The organism is Herbaspirillum sp. WTB6 (genome assembly GCF_057457785.1).
In genome coordinates, this window is sequence record NZ_CP176522.1 from 3533737 (window position 1) to 3557147 (window position 23411).

Sequence of the window (23411 nt, forward strand, 5' to 3'; positions counted from 1 at the left end):
CAATATACCCCGTTATCGGCCGAATCAAATTCGACTTGAGATGGGTTTTTCGGGTCTAGTTCGCTGTGCAGGCCATCATGCTTTTTGGTTGATTAACATGCCCTGCACCCGATCCAGCGCCTTGGCGATTTCCAGGGCTTCCGCCGACGGCATCTGGCGGATCAATTCTTTCGTTTGCTGATCGACCACTTTGACCACGGTACGATGCGATTCTTCGTCGATCGAAAACTCCAATCCGGATTCGCGAGTTTTCATCGTTTGGTTCAGATGACCAACTGCCTGCAACAGTTGCGCGCTGTCGGGAGCCGGCACGGCAGCCTCTGGAGCAGGATTTGCCGTCGTTGCCAGGGCGGCGGACTTGGCCGCAGCCGCTGTAGCTGCTTTTTCTGTGACTGGCGGCTGCGATGTAGAAGACGTGGCTATCGATCGAATTTCCATGATCGCTCCTTAAATGGGAACACCCCGTCCGGGTTAAGCCGGACGGGGAATATTCCTGAATTACCCCGACCTAGGTCGGGTCATGCGAGCTGCGCCGATCAGCCACGCAGCAGGGCCAGCACGCCGTTTGGCAATGAGTTGGCTTGTGCCAGCATCGCGGTGCCAGCCTGCTGCAAAATCTGACCACGGGTCAAGGTGGCAGTTTCCGACGCAAAATCGGCGTCCTGAATCCGGCTGCGTGCGCCGGACAGGTTTTCCGAAGTCGTCTGCAGGTTTGAAATTGCCGACGAAAAACGGTTCTGATAGGCGCCGAGGTCACCCCGCGAGCTGTTGGTCTGGGCCAGCGCCGCGTCTAGCACGGCAATCGCGGATTGTGCATTGGTGGCGCTGGTGAGACTGAGGCTGGCTACCGATGAAAAGGAACTCGTTGTGGTATTAAACACAGTTCCACCGGTAGTGCTACCTAAAGTGATGGCACCCTTGCTGCTGCTAAGAGATACCGACCCGGTTTTGATCGACGAATCTGTTGCTGCACCACCAGTCAACGTTTTGCCAGAGAAGTCAACTGTCTTGGTAGCGCCGTCGTTAGCAAAGTTCAGAATGCTGATATCGCTACCATCGGAGCTAGTCAAGGTAATCCCATTTTTCGCCGATGTGCTGGTGAAAGTGGCGGTGACCCCGGTGGTTCCCGATGCGCCGTTGATGGCTGCGACCAGTGACGTCAGATCGGTTGGATCCGCGACAACTGCGGAAATGGCGGCGGAGGCGGTACCGCCGAGCGTGAAGCTGACGGTGCCGGCGGCGCCAAGGCTGCTCAAGGTAGCGCTGTTAGTGGCCGTAGCCGTTACGCCAACATTGCTAGCAGAGGCGTTAATGGCTGCAGCGATCGCTTTGGCACTGCTTCCGACAGCTATGTTAAATGCAGAGGTGGTGCCACCGTTAGCCGTATTAACCGTCATTGCGTTTTGGGCAGCAACTCCGTTGCCGCCCGAGATGTCGGCGGCAGCAGCGGTAGCAACATTCATCGCTGTCCCGCCCACTTGCAATACGTTGCTGCCCAACCCAGTTGCGCGCGAATCGGCGATCGAGCTGATGGAAATCGTCTGATTTGCGTTGGCGCCGACCTGAAATGCTTGGTTTTGAAAGGATCCATCCAGAAGATTCAAGCCGTTAAACGACGACTGGCTGGCAACCCGCGTGATTTCCGCAATCAACTGGCTCGATTCCGCATCCAGCGAAGCGCGGTCGCTGGCGCTGTTGGTGGCGTTGGCCGACTGTACCGCCAGTTCGCGAATTCGTTGCAGGTTGTTGGTGATTTCGCCCAGCGCGCCTTCCGCTGTTTGTGCCAGCGAGATGCCATCGTTGGCATTGCGGACCGCCTGGTTGAGGCCGCGGATTTGCGAAGTCATCCGATCGGAAATGGCCAGACCGGCAGCGTCGTCCTTGGCACTGTTGATGCGCAGGCCGGAGGATAGACGTTGCAGCGAGGTGGCGAGCGAGGACTGCGAGGTGTTCAGATTGCGTTGTGCATTCAACGACGCAATATTGGTATTGATAAAAGCAGCCATGTTGATTCTCCTGTAATGGGCCGATGATGTCCGACCTGAGCACTTTCATTGTCGGTATGCGCTTTTTTGATTGGCGCAAGCCGTCGTTGGATGTGATATCGGACGCGGCTGGAAAAAGTTGAGCGTTTCTGAAATTTTTCGGAAACTTTCTTTTCTTCCAGCCTCACCCGAACTCAGGCCAGGTGCTTGTTTTGTCGGCTTGCATTTCGGAAATCTTTAAGCAATTAACCGCTTCGCGCGAAGATATAAATTCGCCAAAAACCCTTCAGATTTTCGATTTGGTGTCGATTGGGCGCAGGCATTCATGCTTGCCTGGCTCCTCAATCTGGACGGCCAGGGAAATTCTCTACGCTCATTGCTAAACAATTCGCTAAAATGTTTAGCAACTGGAGTTGCCATGAGATTTTCCGAACTCAACCTCTCTGCCCAAACCGCTTATGCCGAATTGTTCGAGCAGACACGCGCGTTTGAAATGACCAATGCGTTGGCAGGACTGGCGGGAAGTTTTCACAAGCTCGAACGCAAGGGAAAGTCGTATTGGTATTTTGCTTACCGCGATACCGACCAGAAGCTCAGGATGGCATACGTCGGCCCCGACGAGGCCCGGGTCCGGGCGCTGGTCGCCAGGTTCGCCGAAATCCGCCAGGACAAACCGCTCGCGCCGGCAGCCCGCTCGGCCATTGCCCTGGGCTGCACCCCGATCGCGCCCAAGCATTTCAGGATCATCAAGCGCCTTTCCGAATACGGATTCTTCCGCGCCGGCGGCATATTGATCGGCACCCATGCCTTCCTGGCGATCGGCAACATGCTTGGCGTACGCTGGCTGGATGGCGCCGCCACCCTGGACGTCGATTTTGCACCTGCCGGCCGTAATATTTCGGTGGCGCTGCCTGCCTCCATCCAGCTTGATGTCCATGGTGCGCTGGAATCCCTCGAAATGGGCCTGTTGCCCATTTCTCAGTTCAACGGCGCGGCCGGCGCCCAGTATCGCAATCCAAACGATCAGGAATTGCGGATCGACTTTGTCACCAGCATGACCAGGGATAACAAAACCGTCGTCCTGCCCGAACTCAACCTGGCCTTGGAGCCTTTGAAATTCATGGAGTTTTCGCTGGAACAAACCACGCAAGGCTGCGTATTCGGCACTGCCGGCTCCTGCGTGGTCAACCTGCCGGCACCGGAACGTCTCGCCATTCACAAGCTGATCGTGTATGGAGAGCGCCCGGTCAGCGAACGCGTCAAGGCAAACAAGGACATCTTGCAGGCTACCAGCCTGGTGAGTTACTTCCACGAGTCGGGGCAGGCCGATCTGTTCAACGCCGCCTGGAAAGATGCGCTGGGGCGCGGCAAAGGCTGGAAGGAGCGCGCCCTGCAGGGCCGCGCCGCCTTGCTAAGAGTCGCGCCGGAACTCGATCAGGCGGTGCTCTGGAGCGAGTAAGCCAAATTCGCCAAACGCGCTGCCGTACCGAAATGTCAGATAGCAGTTTTCGCCGCGATAGCCGTGCACACGCAAGGCTGACAACGCGGCCGCATGCGCTAATGCGGTTCAGTTAAGACGAAATATTTCTCCGGGTTGTCCCCGCGCGGAGCATAGCAGGGAATTCAGGCAGCCCGCTGTCTGCCTGCGAAACGGTTTGCGCTTGCCAGCGGAAACGCGCCCTGCAAGGGGGCAGTGATGTTCGTTCATCACGCCGCTGAATTTCCGCTGTCGTGGAATGACATTCTCTCGGAAGTTCGTTTAACTGAGCGGTATCAAGCCGTATGGCGATTGCCCAGGCGGCATTGTCTAATGCGTTCTTGACGGCCACTGTCTGGCGGTGTGCAGTACGCGCAGCACCCGCGCCAGATCGCCGGCCGAATCATAGATAGGGATGTAATTTTGATGCGCTACCAACTCGCGGGTGCCGGCAACGCGGCCAAGCCGACCCAGGCCGGGATGATCGACCAGGCGGCCGGCTTTCTCTGCAAACAGTTCATCGAGAGCCAGCGCGGCGGCCCGGTTGTCGGTCTCGATGAAGTCATGGATTTCGTCGCGGTCTTGTGTCGCCTCGGGCGTCCAAAGCAGTTCCATCATTTGGTGGATGCTTCAAGCCGGCGGCGCGTTGCTGCCCGCTTGGCCGCGAACTTGGCTTCGACCTCGGCCGCTGGAATCAGGTTGCCGGCATTGTTCGAGCGGGCGGTTTCAAACACGAAGTGCAACACCGATCAACGGAAGGAGGGCGAGATGCGCTAGCATTCGAACCCTTTGACCAGCCAGTCGAAAGTTGCCGAATATGCGCTATACACACCTCACCCGAGACGAACGATACCAAATTCACGAACTGCAGGCAGACGATCATTCAGTCAGCGAGATTGCGCGCCGGCTGGGGCGGCATCGCTCGACGATCAGTCGCGAACTGCGGCGCAACCGGGGCGTGCATCAATGGCGGCCTGGCCAGGCACACGATAAAGCCTTGGCACGGCAACAGAACAGTCGTAATGCGAGCCGGGTTGCCGACGCCGCCTGGTTGGCGGTTCAGGCCTATATCCGCCTGGACCTGTCGCCCGAACAAGCGATCCACCGCCTGACGCTGGAACGGGGCAGCCCGATCGGCATCAGTCATGAGAGCGTCTATCAACGGATCTACGCCGATCGGCGTGGCGGCGGCGATTTGATCCGGCACTTGCGCAGCCAGAAACCCCGGCGCCAGCGCCACGGCAGCGGCCGGCGGCGTCGGGGAATCCTGCCGGGCCGGATCGGCATCGAGCATCGTCCCCTGATGGTCGAGCAACGCCTGCGGCTGGGCGATTGGGAAGGCGACACCGTGATTGGCAAAGGCCAGCAAGGGGTGCTGGTGACGCTGGTGGAACGGCGGTCGCGCTTCACCCTGGCCGCCCCAGCCAACAGCAAGCAGGCCGAGGGCGTGGGTGCGGTGGTGGTCGATTTGCTCAGCCCGCATCGGCGGGTGTGCCACACCATCACCTTCGACAACGGATCGGAATTCGCCGACCACGCCTTGATCAGTGCCCGCCTGCGGGCCGATGTCTACTTTGCCCGCCCCTATCATTCCTGGGAGCGCGGCCTGAATGAAAACACCAATGGCTTGCTCCGGCAGTATTTCCCGAAGAACACCAATCTGAAAACCGTCAGCCAGCAAGCGCTCCAGGCCGCCGTCGACAAACTCAACCACCGCCCCCGCAAATGCCTTGGTTACAGAACCCCGCATGAGGTCTTTTACAACCTTGCTACACTTCCTCTGGATTTAGCCTATGTTGCACTTCGTGTTTGAAACCGCCGCGCAGTTTGGTGGAGTATGTTGATAAATCCGCCATTTTATTTCCGGTAAGAATGTCATCCACTGGGAGTATATTGTTTGTATGCGGAAGCCGCGCAAAGCGTGGCCCGTTGCAGCAAGCGATTTGGCGGCGCCGTTCAGCCGGCGCTGACCACCCGGTTTTTACCGGCCTTCTTCGCTTTGTACAAGGCGGCGTCGGCGCGCCGGATCAGGGATTTCTGGTCTTCGCCCGCGGCGCGCAAGGCGAGGCCGGCGGAAAAGGTGATCAGGATGCGCTGGTGGTTGTGCAGGAAGATGCGCTTGGTCAGTTCGCGCTGCAGGCGGGTGATGGTGGCGCTGGCCGATTCCAGCACGGTGTCGGGCAGCAGGATCAGGAATTCCTCGCCGCCGAAGCGGGCGATGACATCCATCGTGCGCAGGGTGTCCTTGATCACGCGCACCAGGTGGATCAGCGCTTCGTCGCCGGCGGCATGGCCGTGCGAATCGTTGATGCGCTTGAAGTCATCGAGGTCCAGCATGGCGATGCACAGCGGCGTGCCGCGGCGGTCGGCGCGCGCCAGCTCGCGCTCGAAAACGCCGTCCAGGCCGCGCCGGTTGAGGCTGCCGGTCAACTGGTCTTCGCGCACCAGTTCGCTCATTTGCGCCAGTTGCGTTTCCAGCGCCTTGATGCGGTCGTCCGCGCTGTGCGCGGCTTGCTGGGCATGCAGCATCTGGTCGCGCGAGCGTAGCGCTTCGCTTTGCAACAGCAGCGTTTCGCGCATCACGTCGTGCAGGATGGTGTTGAGCTTGCCGATGTCGTCGGTGCGGCTGATTTCAGTCGTGTAGTGCTCGATCTTCTGGTGATAGTCGCGCGTGGTGGCGGCGGTGGCCGACAGGCATTCGATGAAAGTTAGCATCATGTGCTTTACCGTGACCTTGGCTTCGGTCAGGCTTTGCTTCAATACGCCTTGCTGGTAGATCACTTCCTTCAGGCTGCGCGTGGCATCCTGCAAGGCGGCGGAATCGATCGGGCCGGCAAGCAGCGCCTGCACGCTGGCGATCTGGCCGGCCAGCCAGCTGTCTTCTTCGGCCAGTTCCTTGACGTTGTCCAGCAGCAACCGGAACAGCCGCAGCAACATCTCCTGCTGGTGCTGCGTGTCTTCGCTGTCCTGTTCGATGTGCAAGCACAGTTGGCGCAACCGGCCGGCGGCCTGGTTTAGCGCTTCGGTGCTGTCGGCCTCCTTGATGCTGGCGGCCAGCGCCTGCGCTTCGGCCATCAGGTGCGGGGCGTGCTGCAGTTGCGCCGTCAGCGCCAGATTGAGCGAGCGCACCAGCATGTCGCGCAGCAGGTTGCCCTGGGCACCGGTGAGGATGACCGATGGCGGCAGGGTCGCCATCGGCTCTGGCGCAACGTCGATGGCGGCCGCTGCCGGCGCCAGATGTTGTTCCAGCAGTTGGATCAGTTGTTCGCCGCAGTCTTGCCAATTGCCTTGCGCGCGTGCCTGGACACAACGGCGGCCGAGCTCGGCAACATCGCCGCTCCCGGCTGCGAGCCTGGTAGCCAGTGCGGAGAGGATGGTTTCCGCGTCCGTCTGCGCGGGCAGGCCGCCGATTTCATCGTAGACCGCGCGGTAGGCATCCGGGGTGGGGGCAATGCGTTGCGCCGCCAAGCGATGGAACGCTTCGCGCGCGATGTCGGCGGCGTTGTGCTGGACGGACTTGGGTGGCTTGGCGGGCATAACGATAAGTGGGTTGTGCAATTTTGCAGTGCAATAATGCTAGCCCGGCATGATCGCGCGATTTGGCGCCGCGATTCTGGAAGATTCTGTCGTTTCCGGTATTTTGTGCGTTTCTGTTGTTTTTTCGATCAACGGCTATATCGTGGTCAGACCGCGTACACGACGCGGTTTTTACCTGCCTGCTTGGCCGCGTACAGCGCGGCATCAGCGCGCGCCACCAGCGCCGGCCGTCCTTCATTGGCGGCGCGCAGGGCGATGCCGGCGCTGAAGGTGATCGGCAGCCGCTGGCGCTTGTGAATGAAGACCTGTTCGGCCAGCTTTTGCTGCAGGCGTGCCAGCGCCAGGCTGGCGGCTTCCAGCGTGGTATCAGGCAGCAGGATCAGAAATTCCTCGCCACCGAAGCGGGCCACGGTATCCATGCTGCGTAAGGTCTGCTTGATGACTTGCACCAGGTGCACCAGCACTTCGTCACCGACGCAATGGCCGTGGGTGTCGTTCAGTTGCTTGAAATCGTCAAGGTCGAGCATCGCCACGCACAAAGGCGTGCCGCGCCGATTGGCGCGGCTCAGTTCGCGCGAAAGCATATCGTCCAGGCCACGCCGGTTCAGGCTGCCGGTCAACTGGTCTTCGCATACCAGTTCGTTCAGTTGTTCTAGCCGCGATTCCAGTGCGCGTATGCGGGTGTTGGCATCTTGCGCGTCGTACGGAGCGCGCCCGCGGCTCTTGCCGAAACGCGCCAGTACGGTTTCGGCCTGATGCGACGCGGTCCCGGCGATTTCGTCATACAGTGCGCGATAGGCGTCCGGAGTGGGGGCGATGCGGCGTGCTGCCAGTCGACGCAAAACCTCGAAGCCGACATCGACCGGATTTGATGCGGAAGAATAGCTTGAGCTGATTTGTGTGGCCTGCATGAGCGCTCCCGGATCGAGATTTTCTGGCTGTGGGAATCATGTTATGGGATCAAGGCGCGCATTGATGCCGGGAGTAGCGGCAGAAAGGGGGTGCAATTTGAGGTTTCGGGGGCTGGCCATGGCTTCGGTTACGAACCTGCCCAGCCTGTCGTTCCCGGGGAGCCAAGCGGGAGCCCAGCGGCGTTCTTCCCAGCCGGCCCGAACGGGATTGATCTCACATGGCGCGCGACACTTGGTTCCCGCTTTCGCGGGAACGGCAAGCGTGCGACATCAGTCCACCAGTTGGTTCTTGATCGCGTAATGCGTCAGTTCGGCGTTGTGCCGCAACTTCATTTTTTGCAGCACGCGCGAGCGGTACATGCTGATGGTCTTGACCGAGAGCGCCAGCTCGGCGGCAATGTCGCTGACGGTCTTGCCGGAGGCGATCATGGTCATGGTCTGATACTCGCGGTCGGAGAGCGTGGCATGCAGCGGCCGTTCGTGGTCCTCGCCCACCTGGTTGGCGAGTTCTTCGGCCAGTGCGGGGCTAACGTATTTGCGGCCGGTGGCGACCTGCCGGATCGCGGTGACCAGTTCGGCCGGAGCGCTTTGCTTGTTGAGATAGCCGGCGGCGCCGGCCTTCAGCGCCCGGATCGCATATTGATCTTCGCGGTGCATCGACAGCATCAGCACCGCCAGCTTGGGAAATTCCTTCTTCAACTGTTTCAGGACATCGATGCCGCTGCGGTCGGGCATGGAAATGTCGAGCAACATGACGTCGCTGGGGCCGCGCCGGATCAGCTTGATCGCTTCGAAGCCGTTTTCGGCGTCGCCGGCAACCGCGATGTCGGTGGTGTCCGCCAGGATCTGTTTCAGGCCTTCGCGCACGATGGCGTGGTCGTCGGCGATCAGGACTTTTATTTTTTTTGCTGAATTTTTGCTGGTCATGACGATCTGTACTGCTGATTGCTGTTGTGTTGTGATTCTGGTGCCGCCATGGCTGGCAGCGGGATCCGGATCGCCACCAGGCTGCCGCCGCCGGGTTCGGCACTGACGCTGAGGCTGCCGCCCAGCGCACTGGCACGTTCAGTCATGCCGCGAATGCCGAAGGAATTCGGTTTCAGGCGGTCGGTGGCGGCGATGCCACGTCCGTTGTCCTTGATTTCAAGAAGCACCCCATGCCGGTTTTTGCCAAGCCGCACGCGCACCCGGGTCGCATGTGCGTGCTTGCCGATATTGGTGAGCGCCTCCTGGAAGATGCGAAACAGCGCGGCCGCCTGGTCCGGATGCAGATCCAGCTCGCTCATTTCCGGGCTGAAAATACAGGGGATGCCTGCCTGCTTTTCAAATTCCTTCGCTTGCCAGTCGATTGCTGCGACGATGCCGAAGTCAAGCACGCCCGGACGCAGGTCGCCCGAAATGCGGTGCGCCGATTCGATGGTGCGATCGACCAGTGCATCGAGGTACGCTGCCTTGGCGGCCAGTGCGGTGTCGCCTGCCGGCAGACGGCGCGCCAGGAGCGCCAGCGCCATCTTGATCGCGGTCAGGTTACCGCCCAGGTCGTCGTGGATTTCGCGCGCGATGCGGGTGCGCTCCTGCTCTTTCACGTTTTCGACATGCGCCGACAATTCTGCCAACTGCGCGCGCGAACGCGTGATTTCGGCTTGTTCCAGCTTGCTTTCGGTGATGTTGGTCATGATGCCTTCCCATTGCACCAGGCCACCCTCCAGGGCGCGCGGCGTGCCGCGCAGATTGATCCACTTGATGTCCTTCCAGGCCTCGATCCAGATGCGGCCTTCCCAGTTCCAGGCTGTCATGTCGGCGGCGGAGGCGGCCATCGATTCCAGCCAGGAAGGTCGGTCTTCGGCCAGGATCAGTTGCAGGAACAGCGTCGCATCGGTACGCAGCCGCTCGGCGGCAACGCCCAGCAGCGCATGACAGCCGCCGCTCAGATAAGGGAAGGCGACGCTACCATCCGCTTGCCGCAGGAGCTGGTAGACCAAACCTGGAGTGTTGGAGACGATGGCGCGAAAACGCGCCTCGCTCAGCCGCAGTGCATGGGCCGACTCATAGCGCGAACTAAGATCGTTGCCGATCGCGATGAATACCGGTGCCGGCCCGAGCGTCGAGCGCAGCAGCCGCAATTCGGTCGGATAGCGGGTGCCGTCGTGGCGCGTCAGCATGGTATCCAGCGTGACCTGTGCCGCGCCATCGTCGTGCAGCGGCTGCAGGATTCGGCGGCAACTTTCCTGATCCAGATTGCCGGCCACATCCAGCAATGTCATGCCAGCCAGCAGGTGCTGCGGATATTGCAGATTGGCGCAGGCGGCCGGATTCAGGTACAGCAGGCGCAGGCTGTCACAGTCGATTGCGTAGATTTCGTTGAAGGCGCCTTGCATCACCGGCACCAGCCATTCCGCCCGCATCTGGTCTATGGCGCGATTGGCGGCGCTATCCGTTGGCCGCGCGCGGTGGCGCAGTGGGGAAGCCGGTGTTTTGGTCATGGCGTGTGCGCGGCGATTAGATCAGATTTTCGAGGACGGCATGGCGCGGCTCCCAGCGCTTGAACCAGGGTAAAAACTGGTCGGCCGGCATTGGCCGGCTGATGAAATAGCCCTGGCCCTGGTCGCAGCCCATGCGTGCCAGCAATTGCAGTGCGGCATCGCTTTCGATTCCTTCGGCCACCACGCGCAGCCCCATGTTGTGGCCAAGATCGATGGTGGAGCGGACGATGGTGGCGTCGTCGGTTTCATGCTCCATGTTCATCACAAAGGATCTGTCGATCTTCAGTTCGTGCACCGGTAGCCGCTTCAGGTAGGACAGCGAGGAATAGCCGGTGCCGAAATCGTCGATCGATAGCTCGATCCCCATGGCGTACAGGCGTTCCAGCGTTTGCTGGGCGCGCACCGGATCGTCCATGATCGCGCTTTCGGTGATTTCGAGGCAGAAGGATGAAGACGCTACCTGATGCCGCGCCAGGATTTCCATGAACTTGGCCGGCAGATCCTGATCCAGTAGATCGCGGGTGGACAGGTTGACCGAGATCATCAGACGCACGCCGGCGGCTTCCCAGCGGCTGCACAGCGCCGCGGCCTGCTCCAGCACCCAGCGCGTCAGGACCCGGATGAATCCGGTCTTTTCGGCAAACGGGATGAAGTGGTCCGGTTGCAGCAAGCCTCTCTTCGGGTGCATCCAGCGCACCAGCGCTTCGACGCCGATGACCTTCCCGTCCGGCAGCAGGGTCTTGGGCTGGACGTGCAGCCGGAATTCGTCATTGTCCATGGCGCGCCGCAGTTCCCCCAGCAGCGACAGGCTTTCCTGGCTGGTCTTGTCGATTGCGGTGTCATATACCATCGCCTCGTTGCCGCCGGTCTTGGCGGCGTACATTGCCACTTCGGCGCGGCTTAGCAGCACCTCGGCACCACTGCCGTGTGTCGGGAAGCCGGCGATGCCGATGCTGGCGCCCAGATCGACCGTCTGGTCTTCCAGCGAGATCGGGGTTTCCAGCGACTCCAGGATGCGACTGGCGATTTCCCGCGCTTCGTCGAGACTGCTGTTGGTCAGCAGGATTGCAAATTCATCACCCCCTAGGCGGGCAATATGATCGCCGCTCTTGATTTTCAGGGTCGACAGGCGCTGCGCTACCTGACGCAACAAGGCATCGCCGAACGAGTGGCCCAGGACATCGTTGACGTGCTTGAAGCGATCCAGGTCCATCATCAGTACATGGCAGGACAGATCTTGCTTGCGCGCCTGCGTCAGGGCACTGTCGAGCATGGTCACGAACTGGGCACGGTTCGGCAGGTTGGTCAGGTTGTCCCAATATGCCAGGCGGCGGATTTCCAGCTCGCGGTTGGCGATGCCTTCGCGCATGCTGTCGAATGCGCGTGACAATTCGCCGATTTCGTCTTCCCGCTTGATTTCGATCAGGCCCTGGTAATAGTCGCCGGTGCCAAGCCGCTTGGCGCTCTCCGCCAGTTGCCGCAGCGGTCCGGTAATGCGCTTGGCAATCAGGATGCTGCCAACCATCGCCAGTCCAATACCAAGCGCGGTCAGCGCCAGCAGGGCTAGCAGCAGGCCCTGATAGGGAGCCATTGCCTGGCCAATCGAATGCTGCAATACCACGATCGCGGTCTGGCCGGAATCCTGCGCCAGGCGGAAGATGCGCGTGCCAAATTCGTCGTCATGCAGTTGCACTTCGGTGGGAGAAAGCGCAGCGCCCGCTACTGCTTGTAATTGCGCGCTTAGCTTGTCGAGGTTGGATTGGCCGAGGGTCGACACGCCGGCTGTCCATTTGCCATTGTCGCCTCGTGTCAGAATCGATATCTGTAGTGACGATAACTCGCTCATATCGGCTGCGAGGGCTTGGTCGATCGGTTGCGCCATCGCTACCCAGCCGATGGTGACTGGCGCCATGACCGGCACCACAATCACCTGGAAAGCGCGATTGGCCACCAGTGCAATGCCCGTGGCCTTGCCGGACTGCTCGGCACCGCTGACCAGTTGCAGTACCGCCCGTTCCAGGCTTGGTGAAGGTTGGTCGCCGGTGCTGGCGCGGATTCGATGGTCAGGCCCTACCAGCGCCGTCAGCGTGGTATTGCTGTGGCTGCCGTAACTGGCGAGCGCCGCGGAGATGGTTTCGTAATCATCGTTGTCTACGGCCTTCTGGAAATCGTGATCGGTAGCCAGCAAGCGCAGTCCCTGGCTCAGGTTTCTCGCATTCTGCAGCAGCAGGTGCCGGAATACCTTTTCGCCAATTGCCAATTGCTCGCCGATCGTGGCCCGCACGTTTCGCTCGATGTTGGCGCGAATCGTCACAAAACCCGCCAACTGCACCATCAGAATCAGAAGCAGAAACAAGACAACGATGCGGCTTTCCAGACTGCGTAGACGCATGGCGGCCCCTAAAGCACACCGGACAGACAGGCGCCGAACGCGGTTGGCAGCATCCTGCGCTGCGCTTCCAGCATATCGCGCGTGGTCGATTGCGCCATGAACCGCCCCCCCGCTGGCGCCGACGCTAGCATTTGCGATGGCTGAATTTTCATGGCTGTCCCGGCACAGGGCGCTGTTTGCGGCCGGCTTGAGGCAGTCTTGTCGTTCCGGCATGTACCCGTTGCTGCCGGCCAGGCGATTGGTCTGACGGAATTTTTTCGGCGCGGCGAAGCGAGTGATGAGGTAGAGTTGAAATCACAAAAAATCTGGAAGTGCGCTGGTCCAATGAATCACGGAAAATATGTCGGGAAGAAGCAAACAAACAACGTGTCGCCATACTGGCTACTTGACTCGACAGTTTTTTGATGTCGAAGCGACAACCGACAAGCCGCCAAGCGAAAAGTTCGATGTAGTCGACTTTAGCATAAGTAATTTACAAAAAAAGCTATTGCAGCAACACATCCGGAAAAAGCCCAAGTCGGTCATGCGTTGTTGTGTTTCACGGACTCGCCAGCCGCCGGACTGTGCAGGAAGAATGTCTGAAATTAGGACTTTCAAATGGAAATTAACTCGTGCTATACTTTCGTTTTTCGCGGCTGTAGCTCAGCTGGATAGAGTACTTGGCTACGAACCAAGGGGTCGTGGGTTCGATTCCTGCCAGCCGCACCAGTAACAGAAAGGGTCTACCGCAAGGTAGGCCCTTTTTATTTGTCGGCGACTTTTTCTGCCGATCGGCTCTCATATCAACTGCCGCTGTCTCGATTGGAGCAGGGGTGTCGCCCGGTCATGGTGGCGCTTCTTCTACACCTCGGCTGTCCCGGACTTGCTCCCGGTGGGTATTGCGCTGACGGGTTGTACGCATCACACTTCAGTTTCATTTTAACTGGAGGAATCCGATGCCGAACTCGATTACGCTTGCCGTCAACGCCAGACTTGATCAACTCGGAATCCTCATCCCAGATGCACCCCGGCCGGCCGGCGCGTACCAGCGCGTCGTCGTCCGCAACGGCATCGGCTTCATCTCAGGACAATTTCCGCTGATTGATGGAAAACTTGCCTATACCGGTCGAGTCGGAGCGGGGCTGACCGAAGAAGACGGGAGGCTGGCGGCGCGGATCGCCGCCATCAATGTTCTGGCCCAGATTCATCATCATCTTGGCGGATTCGACGGCTTTGCCGGCCTACTGCGAATCGAAGGGTACGTGGCCTCCGTTCCGGGAAATTTCAGCCAGCCGAAGGTACTGGACGGCGCGTCGGATCTGTTTGTTTCCGTTCTGGGCCCGGAACTTGGCGCGCACGCACGGACCGCCTTCTCGGTCGACCAACTGCCTCTCGATGCGCCGGTCGAGCTGGCGGTTACTTTTGCCGTGGTTGGTGGATAGCTCTCTTTAATAAATGCCACGTTCGATCCACCGGCAAGATCGGATCGAACGTGGCGATGCCGCTAGCCTCTGATTTCATGGCACCTTGCCCGAGGTATTCAATGAATCATCCCGCGTCATGCAGCGATTTCCCGGCAGTGCTCGGGAGGGCACGTCTGTTCTCATTTCGGGGTGGCTCTTTTGCGTCAGGAGTTTGCGCGGCGGTAGTTGTGGTGGGCCTGGCTGCCTGCAGCGGCCAGCACGGCGTGCTGGCGCCAACCGGTGCGCCCGAACCGGGGGCGTGCGCGCTGGATGCGGCGCCGGCCGCCGAAGTTGCAGCGCAGATCGGGGACGCCGGCGCGCCGGAAGTGGCGACCGGTTATCGTCCGAAGAAGCTGGTGCATGCCAAGACCTACATGGCAATTACCAACAGCCCGCTTTCCACCAAAATTGCCTGCCAGGTGCTGCAGCAGGGCGGTACTGCGGCCGATGCGGCGGTGGCGGCGCAAATGGCGCTGAACCTGGTCGAGCCGCAATCATCCGGAATTGGCGGAGGCGCTTTCATCCTTTACTACGACGCCGGAACGCGCCAGGTCACTGCCTATGACGGCCGCGAAACGGCGCCAGCGCAAGCCGATGAAAATTACCTGCGCTGGAAATCGGCGGCCGAGCGCAGCGCGCCGGTGCCGGACGCGATGCGCAGCGGCCGTTCGATTGGCACGCCCGGCGTGCTACGCGCGCTGGAACTGCTGCATGCCGAATACGGCAAGTTGCGTTGGCAGGCTTTGTTTGCGCCGGCAATCCGCCTGGGGACCGATGGCTTTGCGGTGCCGCCGCGCATGGCGGCCGCGATTGCGGAGCCAGGCGCGCTGCGACGCATTCGCGCCCATCCCGAGATGGCTGCGTTCTTTCTGGATGCCGACGGCAACCCGCCCAAGACCAATAGTCTGATCAGGAATCCGGCGCTGGCGCAGACCTTTGGCGTGCTGGCCGAGCGCGGCGCCGGCGCATTTTATGAGGATGGCCCGATCGCGCGCGCGATCGTGGCCAGCATTCGGACCAGCGATGGCGGCCGCATTACGCCGGGCGTCACCAGCCTGCAGGACCTCGCCGATTACCGTGCCAAGAAGCGGCCGGCGCTCTGTTCCGACTATCGGCGCTATGTGATCTGCGGCATGCCGCCACCGTCTTCCGGCGGCATCGCGGTGGCGCAAACGCTGGGCATCCTGGAAAATTTTGACCTGTCCCGCTACGCACCGCCGCGGAAGGATCAAAACGGCGGCAAGCCCGATGTGACCGGCGTCCATCTGGTGACGGAGGCGGAGCACCTGGCTTATGCCGACCGCAATCAATATGTTGCCGATACCGATTTCGTACCGCTGCCTGGCGCCGGCTTGGACAGCCTGCTCGACAAGGCGTATTTGCGGCGGCGTGCTGCCCTGATCGACGTCGGTAAGGCGCTGCCGCTGCCGGTGCCGGCCGGCGATTTCGGCACGCAGCCGCTGGCGGCGCCGCACACGCCGGAACACGGCACTACCCAGGTTTCCCTGATCGACCGCTATGGCAACGTGCTGTCGATGACCAGCACGATTGAAGCCGGCTTCGGCTCGTTTCACATGACACACGGTTTTTTGCTGAACAATCAGTTGACCGATTTCAGCGCCGCCCCGGAGCTCGATGGCGCGCCGGTGGCGAATCGGCTGCAAGCCGGCAAGCGGCCACGTAGTTCGATGGCGCCGACCCTGGTGTTTCGCCGGAAACCTGACGGCAGCCGCGGCGAATTTGTGATGGCGACCGGATCGCCGGGCGGTGCCGCCATCATCCAGTATGTGGTCAAAACGCTGGTGGGCGTGCTGGACTGGAACATGGATGCGCAGCAGGCGGTGTCGATGATCGATTTCGGCGGCAACAATGCGGCCACCACGGTGGGCGGCGAACATCCAAATCTGCAGCTTGCGGCGCCGGTTCATGGCGTGGCGGGTGACGCCGATGAATTGATCACTGGTTTGCGCTCGCTCGGCCACCGCGTTAGCCTCCAGCCGCAAGCCAGCGGACTGAGCACGATCGTCAAATCCATGTCGAATGGCGTACCGCGGTTAAGCGGGGGTGCCGATCCGCGGCGTGATGGCGCGGTGCTGGGTGATACCTATCAGCCGTAGGGGTGATGCAGCGGCGCAGGGCCGTTTTGTGGTTACGTGCCTCAAACGATTCACAGTACGCACAGAGTTGTTTCCCGGTTAATAATGCAGAGTATGCACAAATTAATGAATAAAAAAGGGCAGAAACCAATACTCATGATTTGAGTATGCAAAATTTAGATACATATTGCGCGTCGTCTACCGGTATTGCGCCAGTCTCGGATACCCCTGCCGGTGCCAACTCTGTTGCGACAACGTCACTGCCAACCGCTTGTCGCGGCGGTGCCGCACTGAGCCGCCACAAAGAGTAATTATTAGGGAACATGTTCGGGTCGAGTGCGGCAGCAATGCTAAAATTCAAGTGTTGAGGGAAAGCAATATTGATCTGGTTTTTATAATTCCATGTTCGATCTGCAGAGCGAGGCAATGCGTTTCATGCGCGTATTCGAACTGGGGCGGTAGTGCATTTTTCCGATTTCTTATGCTGAAATGCGTTCTTGTTTTTCCATGGTGAAGGACATTTCGATGCCGCGTGGCAGCTTTTTTGGAGTTGTTGGGTTTGTTAAGCGTTTTCCGCAAATCGATCAGATATACGTGCTACGGTTGCCTGGCTTTCGGCAGTCCGCTAGCCGTTGGTGCCACTCCCAACAACCAGGGGCAATCCGGATACGTCAACATGCCGAGCGCCGTCGTCGAGACCGATGGGACCTTCAGTTTCGGATATAGCTACGACAGTCCATATGGGGATTTGTGGGCAACCGCGAATATCCTGCCGTTTCTACAGGCAACCGGCCGTTATGTATCGGTCACCGGCATCAACGGATTTAATGCGGGCAATGACTACGGTAGCGGCTACGGGCGCTACAAAGACAAGGTTATCGATTTCAAGCTGAAGCTATGGGACGAAAGCCGCTGGCTGCCTTCGATCGCGTTCGGGGCAAGCGATCTGTTCGGTACCGAGCTTTTCAAAGGGCAATACGCCGTAGCCACCAAGACATTTGGCGCAAACAATAATCTGGAAGTCAGCATCGGCTATGGCCGCAAAAGGCCGGATGGCTTGTTTGGCGGCGTCCGCTGGAGGCCGGAGGGCCTTCCCCATTGGGCGGTGGTAGCCGAGTACGATGCAAACAATTACAGCACGGATTTCCGTGCCTCGGAGACATACGCCGGCCAACGTAACAAAGGGCCGGCGGTGGGAGTCGAGTACCGCTGGGGCTGGTTAGGGCTCCAGGCTGCGCGGCACCGAGACCATTCCAGCGTCAACGCATTCATCAGCATCCCGCTCTCCGATCGCGAATTCGTTCCCAAGATTTATGAGCCAGCCTGGTTCCAGCAGAAAAATACGTGGACACGTCCCTCGATCGACGAGTGGCAGCACGATGCCAGCCACGGCGCCGCCCTGGTACAGGCTCTGGCCAAACAAGACTATAAGAACATCCGCATTGAGCTACGGGGATACACGCTCGATCTCGTACTCACCAATACTCGCATTTCCAATCTCGGGAGGGCGGTAGGGCGCGCCGTACGCACCGCGCAGGCCTTTGCACCGGCGGGCGTGAGGGCAATTCACGTTACCTATACCAAACTCGAACAGCCGGTCGCCACCTATGAGTTTTTTGATCTGGACAGGCTGAACGGCTATCTGGATGGGAAAATAAACCGTCAGGCGTTTCTCGACGCCGTGCTGATACGCCAGCCCGGGCCGGACGACGTCATCCACGACGACCAGGCCGGCATGCTGGCCGGCATCAAGGACGATTCAGGGTTGGCCGTGCTGGTGGGCCAGGACGGAAATCTGGTCCAGTTCAGTTCGGAAGATCGCGAAGCCAACCGCTTCCGGATTGTTCCCAAGATCGGCTTTTTCTTCAACGATCCCAGTGGCGCTTTGCGCTCCGAGTTGTCGGTGGCGACCGATTACGACAAGCGCCTGGGCGAAGGGCTATATCTGAACGGTGCGCTGGGACTAACCATCGCCGAAAACGTCAGCGGCGTCACGCAACAGTCCAACAGCCTGTTGCCGCACGTGCGCAGCGACGTCGCCGAGTACAAGCGAGGCAATCGTTTCAAGCTGCATCGTCTCCTTCTCAACCAATACATGATGCCCGGCGAACGCTGGTACGCCCGCGTTTCAGGCGGGATGTATGAAGAAATGTACCGCGGAGTCGGCGGACAGGTTCTCTACCTGCCCGGAAACAGCCGCTGGGCGGTTGATCTTTCGGTCGATGCGCTGCAGCAGCGGGACTTCAAGGGCTGGTTCGGCAAGCGGGATTACCAGACAATCACTGCGCTTGGCGCGCTGCATTACCGCCTGCCCTATGACATCACCGCCACCGCTCGGGTTGGGCGCTTTTTGGCCAAGGACGTCGGCGTGCGCGCCGAGGTCAAACGGCGCTTTCGCTCTGGCGTCGAAGTCGGGGCGTGGTACACCCGAACGAACGGCAAAGACACCACGTCGCCAGGCTCGGTCGCCTCTCCCTACAATGACAAGGGAGTTTTCCTTTCGATCCCGCTGGGAAGCATGCTGCCCGCCGACTCCCAGGCTAATGCCAACTTCGCGATCTCGCCCTGGACCCGCGACGTAGGCCAGATGGTGGCCTCGCCCGGCGATCTGTACGAACTCCTGGAAAACCCCCGGCGCGACATGAACATGCTCGATGGCCTTGGCAACTTCGCTGAGCGCGCGGACGAGCAAAACCACCCGGCAGTCAATCCGCCGATCGAACCAATTGGCAACCCATGGCCGGAAGTCCGGACGCGCATCGATCAATCCTCTTCCGCGCTGCCGCGGGCGACCGATTGGGCCCAGGGAGCGGCAATCGCCGCCGGCGCGGTACTGGTCGCCGCGGTCAGCGATAAGCCAATCGACCGGTTTGCAAAAAATCATGCCGACTCGCGCATATTGCGCGGCTGGAATACCTTCGGCAATGTCCTGCCTTATGCGCTGGTCGGCGGCGCCGGTGCCGCCACCCTGCTGGGCGACCAGCGCATGCAAAATACCGGCCTGATATCGCTCCAGTCCGTTGCGGCGGCGACCGGTCTCGCCTTCGGCACCAAATATATTGTCGGCCGTGCGAGGCCGGACGAAGAAAGAGGTGCGTGGTCAGGTACAGGAAGCGGCCAGCCCCGCTCGAATTCGTCATTCCCATCCGGCCATGCCACGGTTGCATTCGCGGCCGTCACGCCGTTTGCGAAGGAATACGATGCGCAATGGCTGTATGGCCTTGCCGCGGTGGGTTCGATGGGCAGGGTAGCTGGTAGAAAGCATTGGTTTTCGGATACAGTCGCGGGTAGTTTGTTGGGCTACGCAGTCGGCAGTTGGCTTTGGCAGGCACAGCGGGACGATAGCCAGTCGAGAATTTCGGTCAGTACCGGCCCGGGAGAAATTGGCGTTGTGTGGCAAAAATCGTATTGAGAAAGTGGCAGTACGTCGTCATGGTTTTTGTAAAACTCAATAAACGTTGATCCAACATTATTGATCTGGGAAAATTTTTAAAGGTTCGTTGATGCGTTATTCCTCGTTGTTCGCAATTCTGGTCGGCTTGTGCGTTACCTCGGTGCCGGGCGTGGCGCATGAAACATCTGGCTTCGGCGACGGCGCGGCGCCGTCCGGTTCCGCGGCAGCGCAATCAACCGGCCAATCGTCCAGAGCAGACACAGCCACACAGCAACCCGCTCCAAATATGGCGCCTGCGCCGATTACCAATGCGGCCTTTCCCACCACAACGGAAACCAAATCCGGCGATCAGGCAATCGCTGCGCCAAACTTGAACGACCAGCAGGAAAAAAACGAATTCCAGGATTTCGTGAGTTTCTCGACAGGGCGCAATCTGCCGCTGTTCGGTTATAACCTGTTCGGTGCCTCGCCCTCGACCTTCGCCCCGGTGGACCGGATTCCCGTTACCGCTGACTATGTCCTTGGCCCTGGTGACGAGATCGTGGTGCGCGCCTGGGGCCAGATCGACATCGATTACCGCGCAACGGTGGACCGTAACGGCGATTTTTATATCCCGAAGGTGGGCAACGTCAACGTTGCTGGGATCAAGTATCAGGAGTTGCAGGGCTATCTTAAAACCGCCATCGGCCGGGTCTTCCGCAACTTCGACCTGAGCGTCAATCTGGGCCAGTTGCGCTCGATCCAGGTGTTTGTGGTCGGCCAGGCCCGGCGTCCGGGCAGCTACACCGTCAGCTCAATGAGCACTCTGGTTAATACCTTGTTCGCCTCCGGCGGGCCGTCCGCCAAGGGCTCGATGCGCCACATTCAGCTAAAACGCGACAATAAGGTCGTTACCGAGTTCGATATGTATGACCTGCTCGTCAAAGGTGACAAATCGAAAGATGCCCGTCTGTTGCCCGGTGATGTGATCTATATTCCGCCGATCGGCCCGCTGGTCGCCATCACCGGCAGCGTGAACGCGCCTGCAATATACGAAATCAAGGGCAAGCCCACCCTGGAGGAAGCCATTGCACTGGCGGGCGGTTTGACCACTACCGCAGCGGCAGAGAAGGTTACCCTGGAGCGCATCGCCCAGCGCAAGGCGCGCGTTGTCGAGGAATTCAGGTTCGACCAGGCCGGGCTGGCACGCACGCTGGACGATGGTGACCTGGTGACCATCCTGTCGATCTCGCCGCGCTTCGAGAATGCCGTCACCTTGCGCGGCAACGTCGCCGCGACTGCACGCTACCCCTGGCAAAAGGGCATGCGCATCAAGGACCTGATTCCAGAAAAAGACGCACTGATCACGCCCGACTATTGGGTAAAAAAGAATGCCGCGACACGTATTGAGGTCGATACGGCATCCCGGTTGCGCAACGACGTCGCGCGCTCGATTGCGGAAGTCAACTGGGATTATGCGGTGATCGAGCGGCTCAATGCCGCGGATCTGACGACCAGCCTGATCCCGTTCAACCTGGGCAAAGTCGTCATGGGCAACGATCCGGAGTCGAACCTACTGTTGCAGCCGGGCGATGTCGTCACGATTTTTTCCAAGGACGATATACGGGTACCCACCGCCAAGCAAACCAAATACGTCCGGGTGGAAGGAGAAATCAACCAAGCCGGGCTGTACAAGGCAGAGGTCGGCGAAACGCTGCGCCAGCTTGCCGCAAGGGTCGGCAGTCTGACTCCTCAAGCCTACCTGTACGGCGCCGAATTCACCCGCGAGTCGGCGCGTGTGCAGCAGCAAAAGAAAATGGATGAAGCACTGGACCGGATGGAGCGCGAGAACGAGCGTACCGCGGCTACCCGGTCGCAAAATGCATTAAATCCGGAAGACGTGCAAGCATTGAAAGCGGAAATAGAAAGTCGCAGGGCGCTGATCGCCAGGCTGCGCCAAGTCAAGGCTACCGGCCGTATCCCGCTGGAACTGTCCGATGAATCGACTGTTAAAAATTTGCCCGACATTGCACTGGAAGATGGTGACCGCCTGTTGATCCCGTCGCGGCCATCCGTAGTGGGTGTCATCGGCGCGGTTTATAACGAAAACACCTTCCTCTACAAGCCAGGGAAACAGGTGGCGGATTATCTGGCCCAGGCGGGCGGCACGACCAAGGATGCTGACGAGGGTCGCGCCTACATACTGAAGGCCGACGGATCGGTTCTCGGCAGCCAGCAATCCGGTTGGCTGAGCGGCTTTGAAGGCCGGCGCCTGATGCCGGGCGATACCATCGTCGTGCCGGAGAAAACGGAAAAAACCAGTTGGATCAAGAACTTCAAGGACTGGACGCAGATTCTCTATCAGTTCGGCTTGGGCGCGGCCGCGATCAAAGTGTTGAAGTAACAATCCATGCACTTTCCCCGCCTGCAGGCAGCGGCGGGAACGGGCAGTAGTAAATTTTTTGAAAGCGAACAATGTCCGAGCAACCGGAAAACAAAGCACGGCAACGTCCGCCCACAGACGAAGATGGTGACCAGATTCGTTTACTGGACTGGGTGATCGTGTTGGCCAAACATAAGGAACTGGTGATCGGCACCTCGATCGTTGCCGGAGTATTGGCAATGGCTGTCACGCTGCTGATGACGCCGATTTTTACCGGTACAGCCACCATCATGCCGCCACAGCAGCAGCAAAGCGCCGGTGTTGCCGCCATGCTGGGGCAGCTTGGCAACTTGGCTGGCGTAGCGGGAAGCGTCGCCGGGCTTAAAAATCCGAACGATCTTTATGTCGGTTTGCTGGGGAGCCGCACCGTTGCCGATAACCTGATCACGCGCTTCAAGCTGAAAGAGCGGTATCAGAAGACGACCATGGATGACACGCGCGTGGCGTTACGCAGCACTAGCGATATTTCCAGCGGCAAGAGCGATGGTTTGATTTACATCAGCGTGAATGACGAGGATCCGCAGTTTGCTGCCGACCTGGCAAATGCCTATGTCGATGAGCTGGCCAAGCTGACCCAGACCATGGCCATCACCGAAGCCTCGCAACGCCGCCTGTTTTTTGAAAAACAATTGAAAGAAGCAAAAGACCAGTTGGCAAATGCCGAAGTCGCGCTGCGTACCACCCAGGAAAAAACCGGCATGATCCAGCCCGATGGGCAAGTACAGGCAATCATTACGAATGTTGCACAGATCAAGGGCACCATCGCAGCCAAAGAAGTGCAGTTGAATGCAATGCGCACCTTCGCAACTGGCCAAAACCCCGATTTGCTGCGTACCCAGGAAGAGCTTCGCGCGCTGCGGACGCAGTTATCCAAGCTGGAAAAGAGTCAGCCATCCGGGGAAAACGATTTCATGATCCCCACAGGGAAAATACCCGAGGTCGGAGTCGAGTATGTGCGCAGTTTACGCAGCGTCAAGTATTACGAAACCATTTTCGAGTTGCTGGCAAAGCAGTTTGAATTGGCAAAGATCGATGAAGCCAAAAATTCGTCACTGATTCAGCAACTGGATAAGGCGGTTCCCGCCGAGCGAAGGTCCAAACCAAAACGCACAGTGATTACGCTGACCAGCGCAGCTGCTGGCGGTTTATTGGGAATGATCCTGGCCTTCCTGCACGCGGCTTATCAAAACTCGCGTATTGACCCGGATAACAGCAAGCGCTGGCAGCAACTGTCAATTGCCTGGAAGAGGCGCGAACCGTAACCACGGCTCG

The 23411-nt window shown here is 59.6% G+C and carries 14 protein-coding genes, 1 tRNA gene and 1 pseudogene; 8 read left to right on the forward strand and 8 right to left on the reverse strand.

The window, feature by feature from the left end:
• Positions 1–75: 75 nt before the first annotated feature.
• On the reverse strand, positions 76–438 hold the full coding sequence (locus ACK2VC_RS16560) for a flagellar protein FlaG (protein ID WP_486731477.1): 363 nt from the start codon (positions 436–438) through the stop codon (positions 76–78).
• Positions 439–536: 98 nt separating this feature from the next.
• A complete protein-coding gene (locus tag ACK2VC_RS16565; RefSeq protein WP_486731478.1) occupies positions 537–2006 on the reverse strand; it encodes a flagellin N-terminal helical domain-containing protein in 1470 nt (489 codons plus the stop codon).
• Between the two features lie 304 nt (positions 2007–2310).
• Here ACK2VC_RS16565 and ACK2VC_RS16570 point away from each other — a divergent pair, with 304 nt between their 5' ends.
• Positions 2311–3444 carry a GSU2403 family nucleotidyltransferase fold protein gene (locus tag ACK2VC_RS16570; RefSeq protein ID WP_486731479.1) on the forward strand — a complete coding sequence of 378 codons (1134 nt, stop codon included), beginning with the start codon at positions 2311–2313 and terminating at the stop codon, positions 3442–3444.
• A gap of 348 nt (positions 3445–3792) precedes the next feature.
• Here ACK2VC_RS16570 and ACK2VC_RS16575 read toward each other — a convergent pair whose 3' ends face one another.
• Positions 3793–4080 carry a type II toxin-antitoxin system RelE/ParE family toxin gene (locus tag ACK2VC_RS16575; protein ID WP_486731480.1) on the reverse strand — a complete coding sequence of 96 codons (288 nt, stop codon included), beginning with the start codon at positions 4078–4080 and terminating at the stop codon, positions 3793–3795.
• A 199-nt stretch (positions 4081–4279) separates the two neighbouring features.
• Here ACK2VC_RS16575 and ACK2VC_RS16580 point away from each other — a divergent pair, with 199 nt between their 5' ends.
• A complete protein-coding gene (locus ACK2VC_RS16580) occupies positions 4280–5275 on the forward strand; it encodes an IS30 family transposase (RefSeq protein ID WP_486730009.1) in 996 nt (331 codons plus the stop codon).
• A gap of 143 nt (positions 5276–5418) precedes the next feature.
• Here ACK2VC_RS16580 and ACK2VC_RS16585 read toward each other — a convergent pair whose 3' ends face one another.
• The 5 genes and pseudogenes from ACK2VC_RS16585 to ACK2VC_RS16605 all read right to left on the reverse strand — a co-directional run bounded on the left by ACK2VC_RS16585 (position 5419) and on the right by ACK2VC_RS16605 (position 12785).
• Entirely contained in the window at positions 5419–6999 is a 1581-nt protein-coding gene (locus tag ACK2VC_RS16585) for a GGDEF domain-containing protein (protein ID WP_486731481.1), read from the reverse strand.
• A gap of 146 nt (positions 7000–7145) precedes the next feature.
• A pseudogene (locus ACK2VC_RS16590) lies at positions 7146–7700 on the reverse strand (GGDEF domain-containing protein); the annotation flags it as partial.
• A 480-nt stretch (positions 7701–8180) separates the two neighbouring features.
• Positions 8181–8837: a response regulator gene (locus tag ACK2VC_RS16595; protein ID WP_486731482.1), complete on the reverse strand. Its 657-nt coding sequence runs from the start codon at positions 8835–8837 to the stop codon at positions 8181–8183.
• The gene (locus ACK2VC_RS16600; RefSeq protein WP_486731483.1) at positions 8834–10393 is read right to left on the reverse strand and encodes a PAS domain-containing sensor histidine kinase; all 1560 of its coding nucleotides are present in this window, start codon (positions 10391–10393) and stop codon (positions 8834–8836) included. The genes ACK2VC_RS16595 and ACK2VC_RS16600 overlap by 4 nt, the downstream gene beginning before the upstream one ends.
• 16 nt (positions 10394–10409) lie before the next feature.
• Positions 10410–12785, reverse strand: a complete 2376-nt coding sequence (locus ACK2VC_RS16605) for a putative bifunctional diguanylate cyclase/phosphodiesterase (RefSeq protein ID WP_486731484.1) — start codon at positions 12783–12785, stop codon at positions 10410–10412.
• A gap of 631 nt (positions 12786–13416) precedes the next feature.
• Here ACK2VC_RS16605 and ACK2VC_RS16610 point away from each other — a divergent pair.
• From ACK2VC_RS16610 to ACK2VC_RS16635, 6 genes are all read left to right on the forward strand, one after another.
• Positions 13417–13493, forward strand: a tRNA-Arg gene (locus ACK2VC_RS16610).
• Between the two features lie 227 nt (positions 13494–13720).
• A complete protein-coding gene (locus tag ACK2VC_RS16615) occupies positions 13721–14206 on the forward strand; it encodes a RidA family protein (RefSeq protein ID WP_486731485.1) in 486 nt (161 codons plus the stop codon).
• Positions 14207–14283: 77 nt separating this feature from the next.
• Positions 14284–16344, forward strand: coding sequence for a gamma-glutamyltransferase family protein (locus ACK2VC_RS16620; protein WP_486733267.1), 2061 nt, complete (start codon positions 14284–14286; stop codon positions 16342–16344).
• A gap of 655 nt (positions 16345–16999) precedes the next feature.
• Positions 17000–19735 carry a YjbH domain-containing protein gene (locus tag ACK2VC_RS16625; protein WP_486731486.1) on the forward strand — a complete coding sequence of 912 codons (2736 nt, stop codon included), beginning with the start codon at positions 17000–17002 and terminating at the stop codon, positions 19733–19735.
• A 91-nt stretch (positions 19736–19826) separates the two neighbouring features.
• Positions 19827–22100, forward strand: coding sequence for an SLBB domain-containing protein (locus tag ACK2VC_RS16630; RefSeq protein ID WP_486731487.1), 2274 nt, complete (start codon positions 19827–19829; stop codon positions 22098–22100).
• A 71-nt stretch (positions 22101–22171) separates the two neighbouring features.
• Positions 22172–23401: a GumC family protein gene (locus tag ACK2VC_RS16635; protein ID WP_486731488.1), complete on the forward strand. Its 1230-nt coding sequence runs from the start codon at positions 22172–22174 to the stop codon at positions 23399–23401.
• Positions 23402–23411: the final 10 nt, after the last annotated feature.

Bases quoted from the DNA above. Each gene is read 5' to 3' on its own strand.
- ACK2VC_RS16560 (WP_486731477.1), bottom strand. From the start codon at position 438: ATGGAAATTCGATCGATAGCCACGTCTTCTACATCGCAGCCGCCAGTC.
- ACK2VC_RS16565 (WP_486731478.1), bottom strand. From the start codon at position 2,006: ATGGCTGCTTTTATCAATACCAATATTGCGTCGTTGAATGCACAACGC.
- ACK2VC_RS16570 (WP_486731479.1), top strand. From the start codon at position 2,311: ATGCTTGCCTGGCTCCTCAATCTGGACGGCCAGGGAAATTCTCTACGC.
- ACK2VC_RS16575 (WP_486731480.1), bottom strand. From the start codon at position 4,080: ATGATGGAACTGCTTTGGACGCCCGAGGCGACACAAGACCGCGACGAA.
- ACK2VC_RS16580 (WP_486730009.1), top strand. From the start codon at position 4,280: ATGCGCTATACACACCTCACCCGAGACGAACGATACCAAATTCACGAA.
- ACK2VC_RS16585 (WP_486731481.1), bottom strand. From the start codon at position 6,999: ATGCCCGCCAAGCCACCCAAGTCCGTCCAGCACAACGCCGCCGACATC.
- ACK2VC_RS16595 (WP_486731482.1), bottom strand. From the start codon at position 8,837: ATGACCAGCAAAAATTCAGCAAAAAAAATAAAAGTCCTGATCGCCGAC.
- ACK2VC_RS16600 (WP_486731483.1), bottom strand. From the start codon at position 10,393: ATGACCAAAACACCGGCTTCCCCACTGCGCCACCGCGCGCGGCCAACG.
- ACK2VC_RS16605 (WP_486731484.1), bottom strand. From the start codon at position 12,785: ATGCGTCTACGCAGTCTGGAAAGCCGCATCGTTGTCTTGTTTCTGCTT.
- ACK2VC_RS16615 (WP_486731485.1), top strand. From the start codon at position 13,721: ATGCCGAACTCGATTACGCTTGCCGTCAACGCCAGACTTGATCAACTC.
- ACK2VC_RS16620 (WP_486733267.1), top strand. From the start codon at position 14,284: ATGGCACCTTGCCCGAGGTATTCAATGAATCATCCCGCGTCATGCAGC.
- ACK2VC_RS16625 (WP_486731486.1), top strand. From the start codon at position 17,000: ATGCCGAGCGCCGTCGTCGAGACCGATGGGACCTTCAGTTTCGGATAT.
- ACK2VC_RS16630 (WP_486731487.1), top strand. From the start codon at position 19,827: ATGCGTTATTCCTCGTTGTTCGCAATTCTGGTCGGCTTGTGCGTTACC.
- ACK2VC_RS16635 (WP_486731488.1), top strand. From the start codon at position 22,172: ATGTCCGAGCAACCGGAAAACAAAGCACGGCAACGTCCGCCCACAGAC.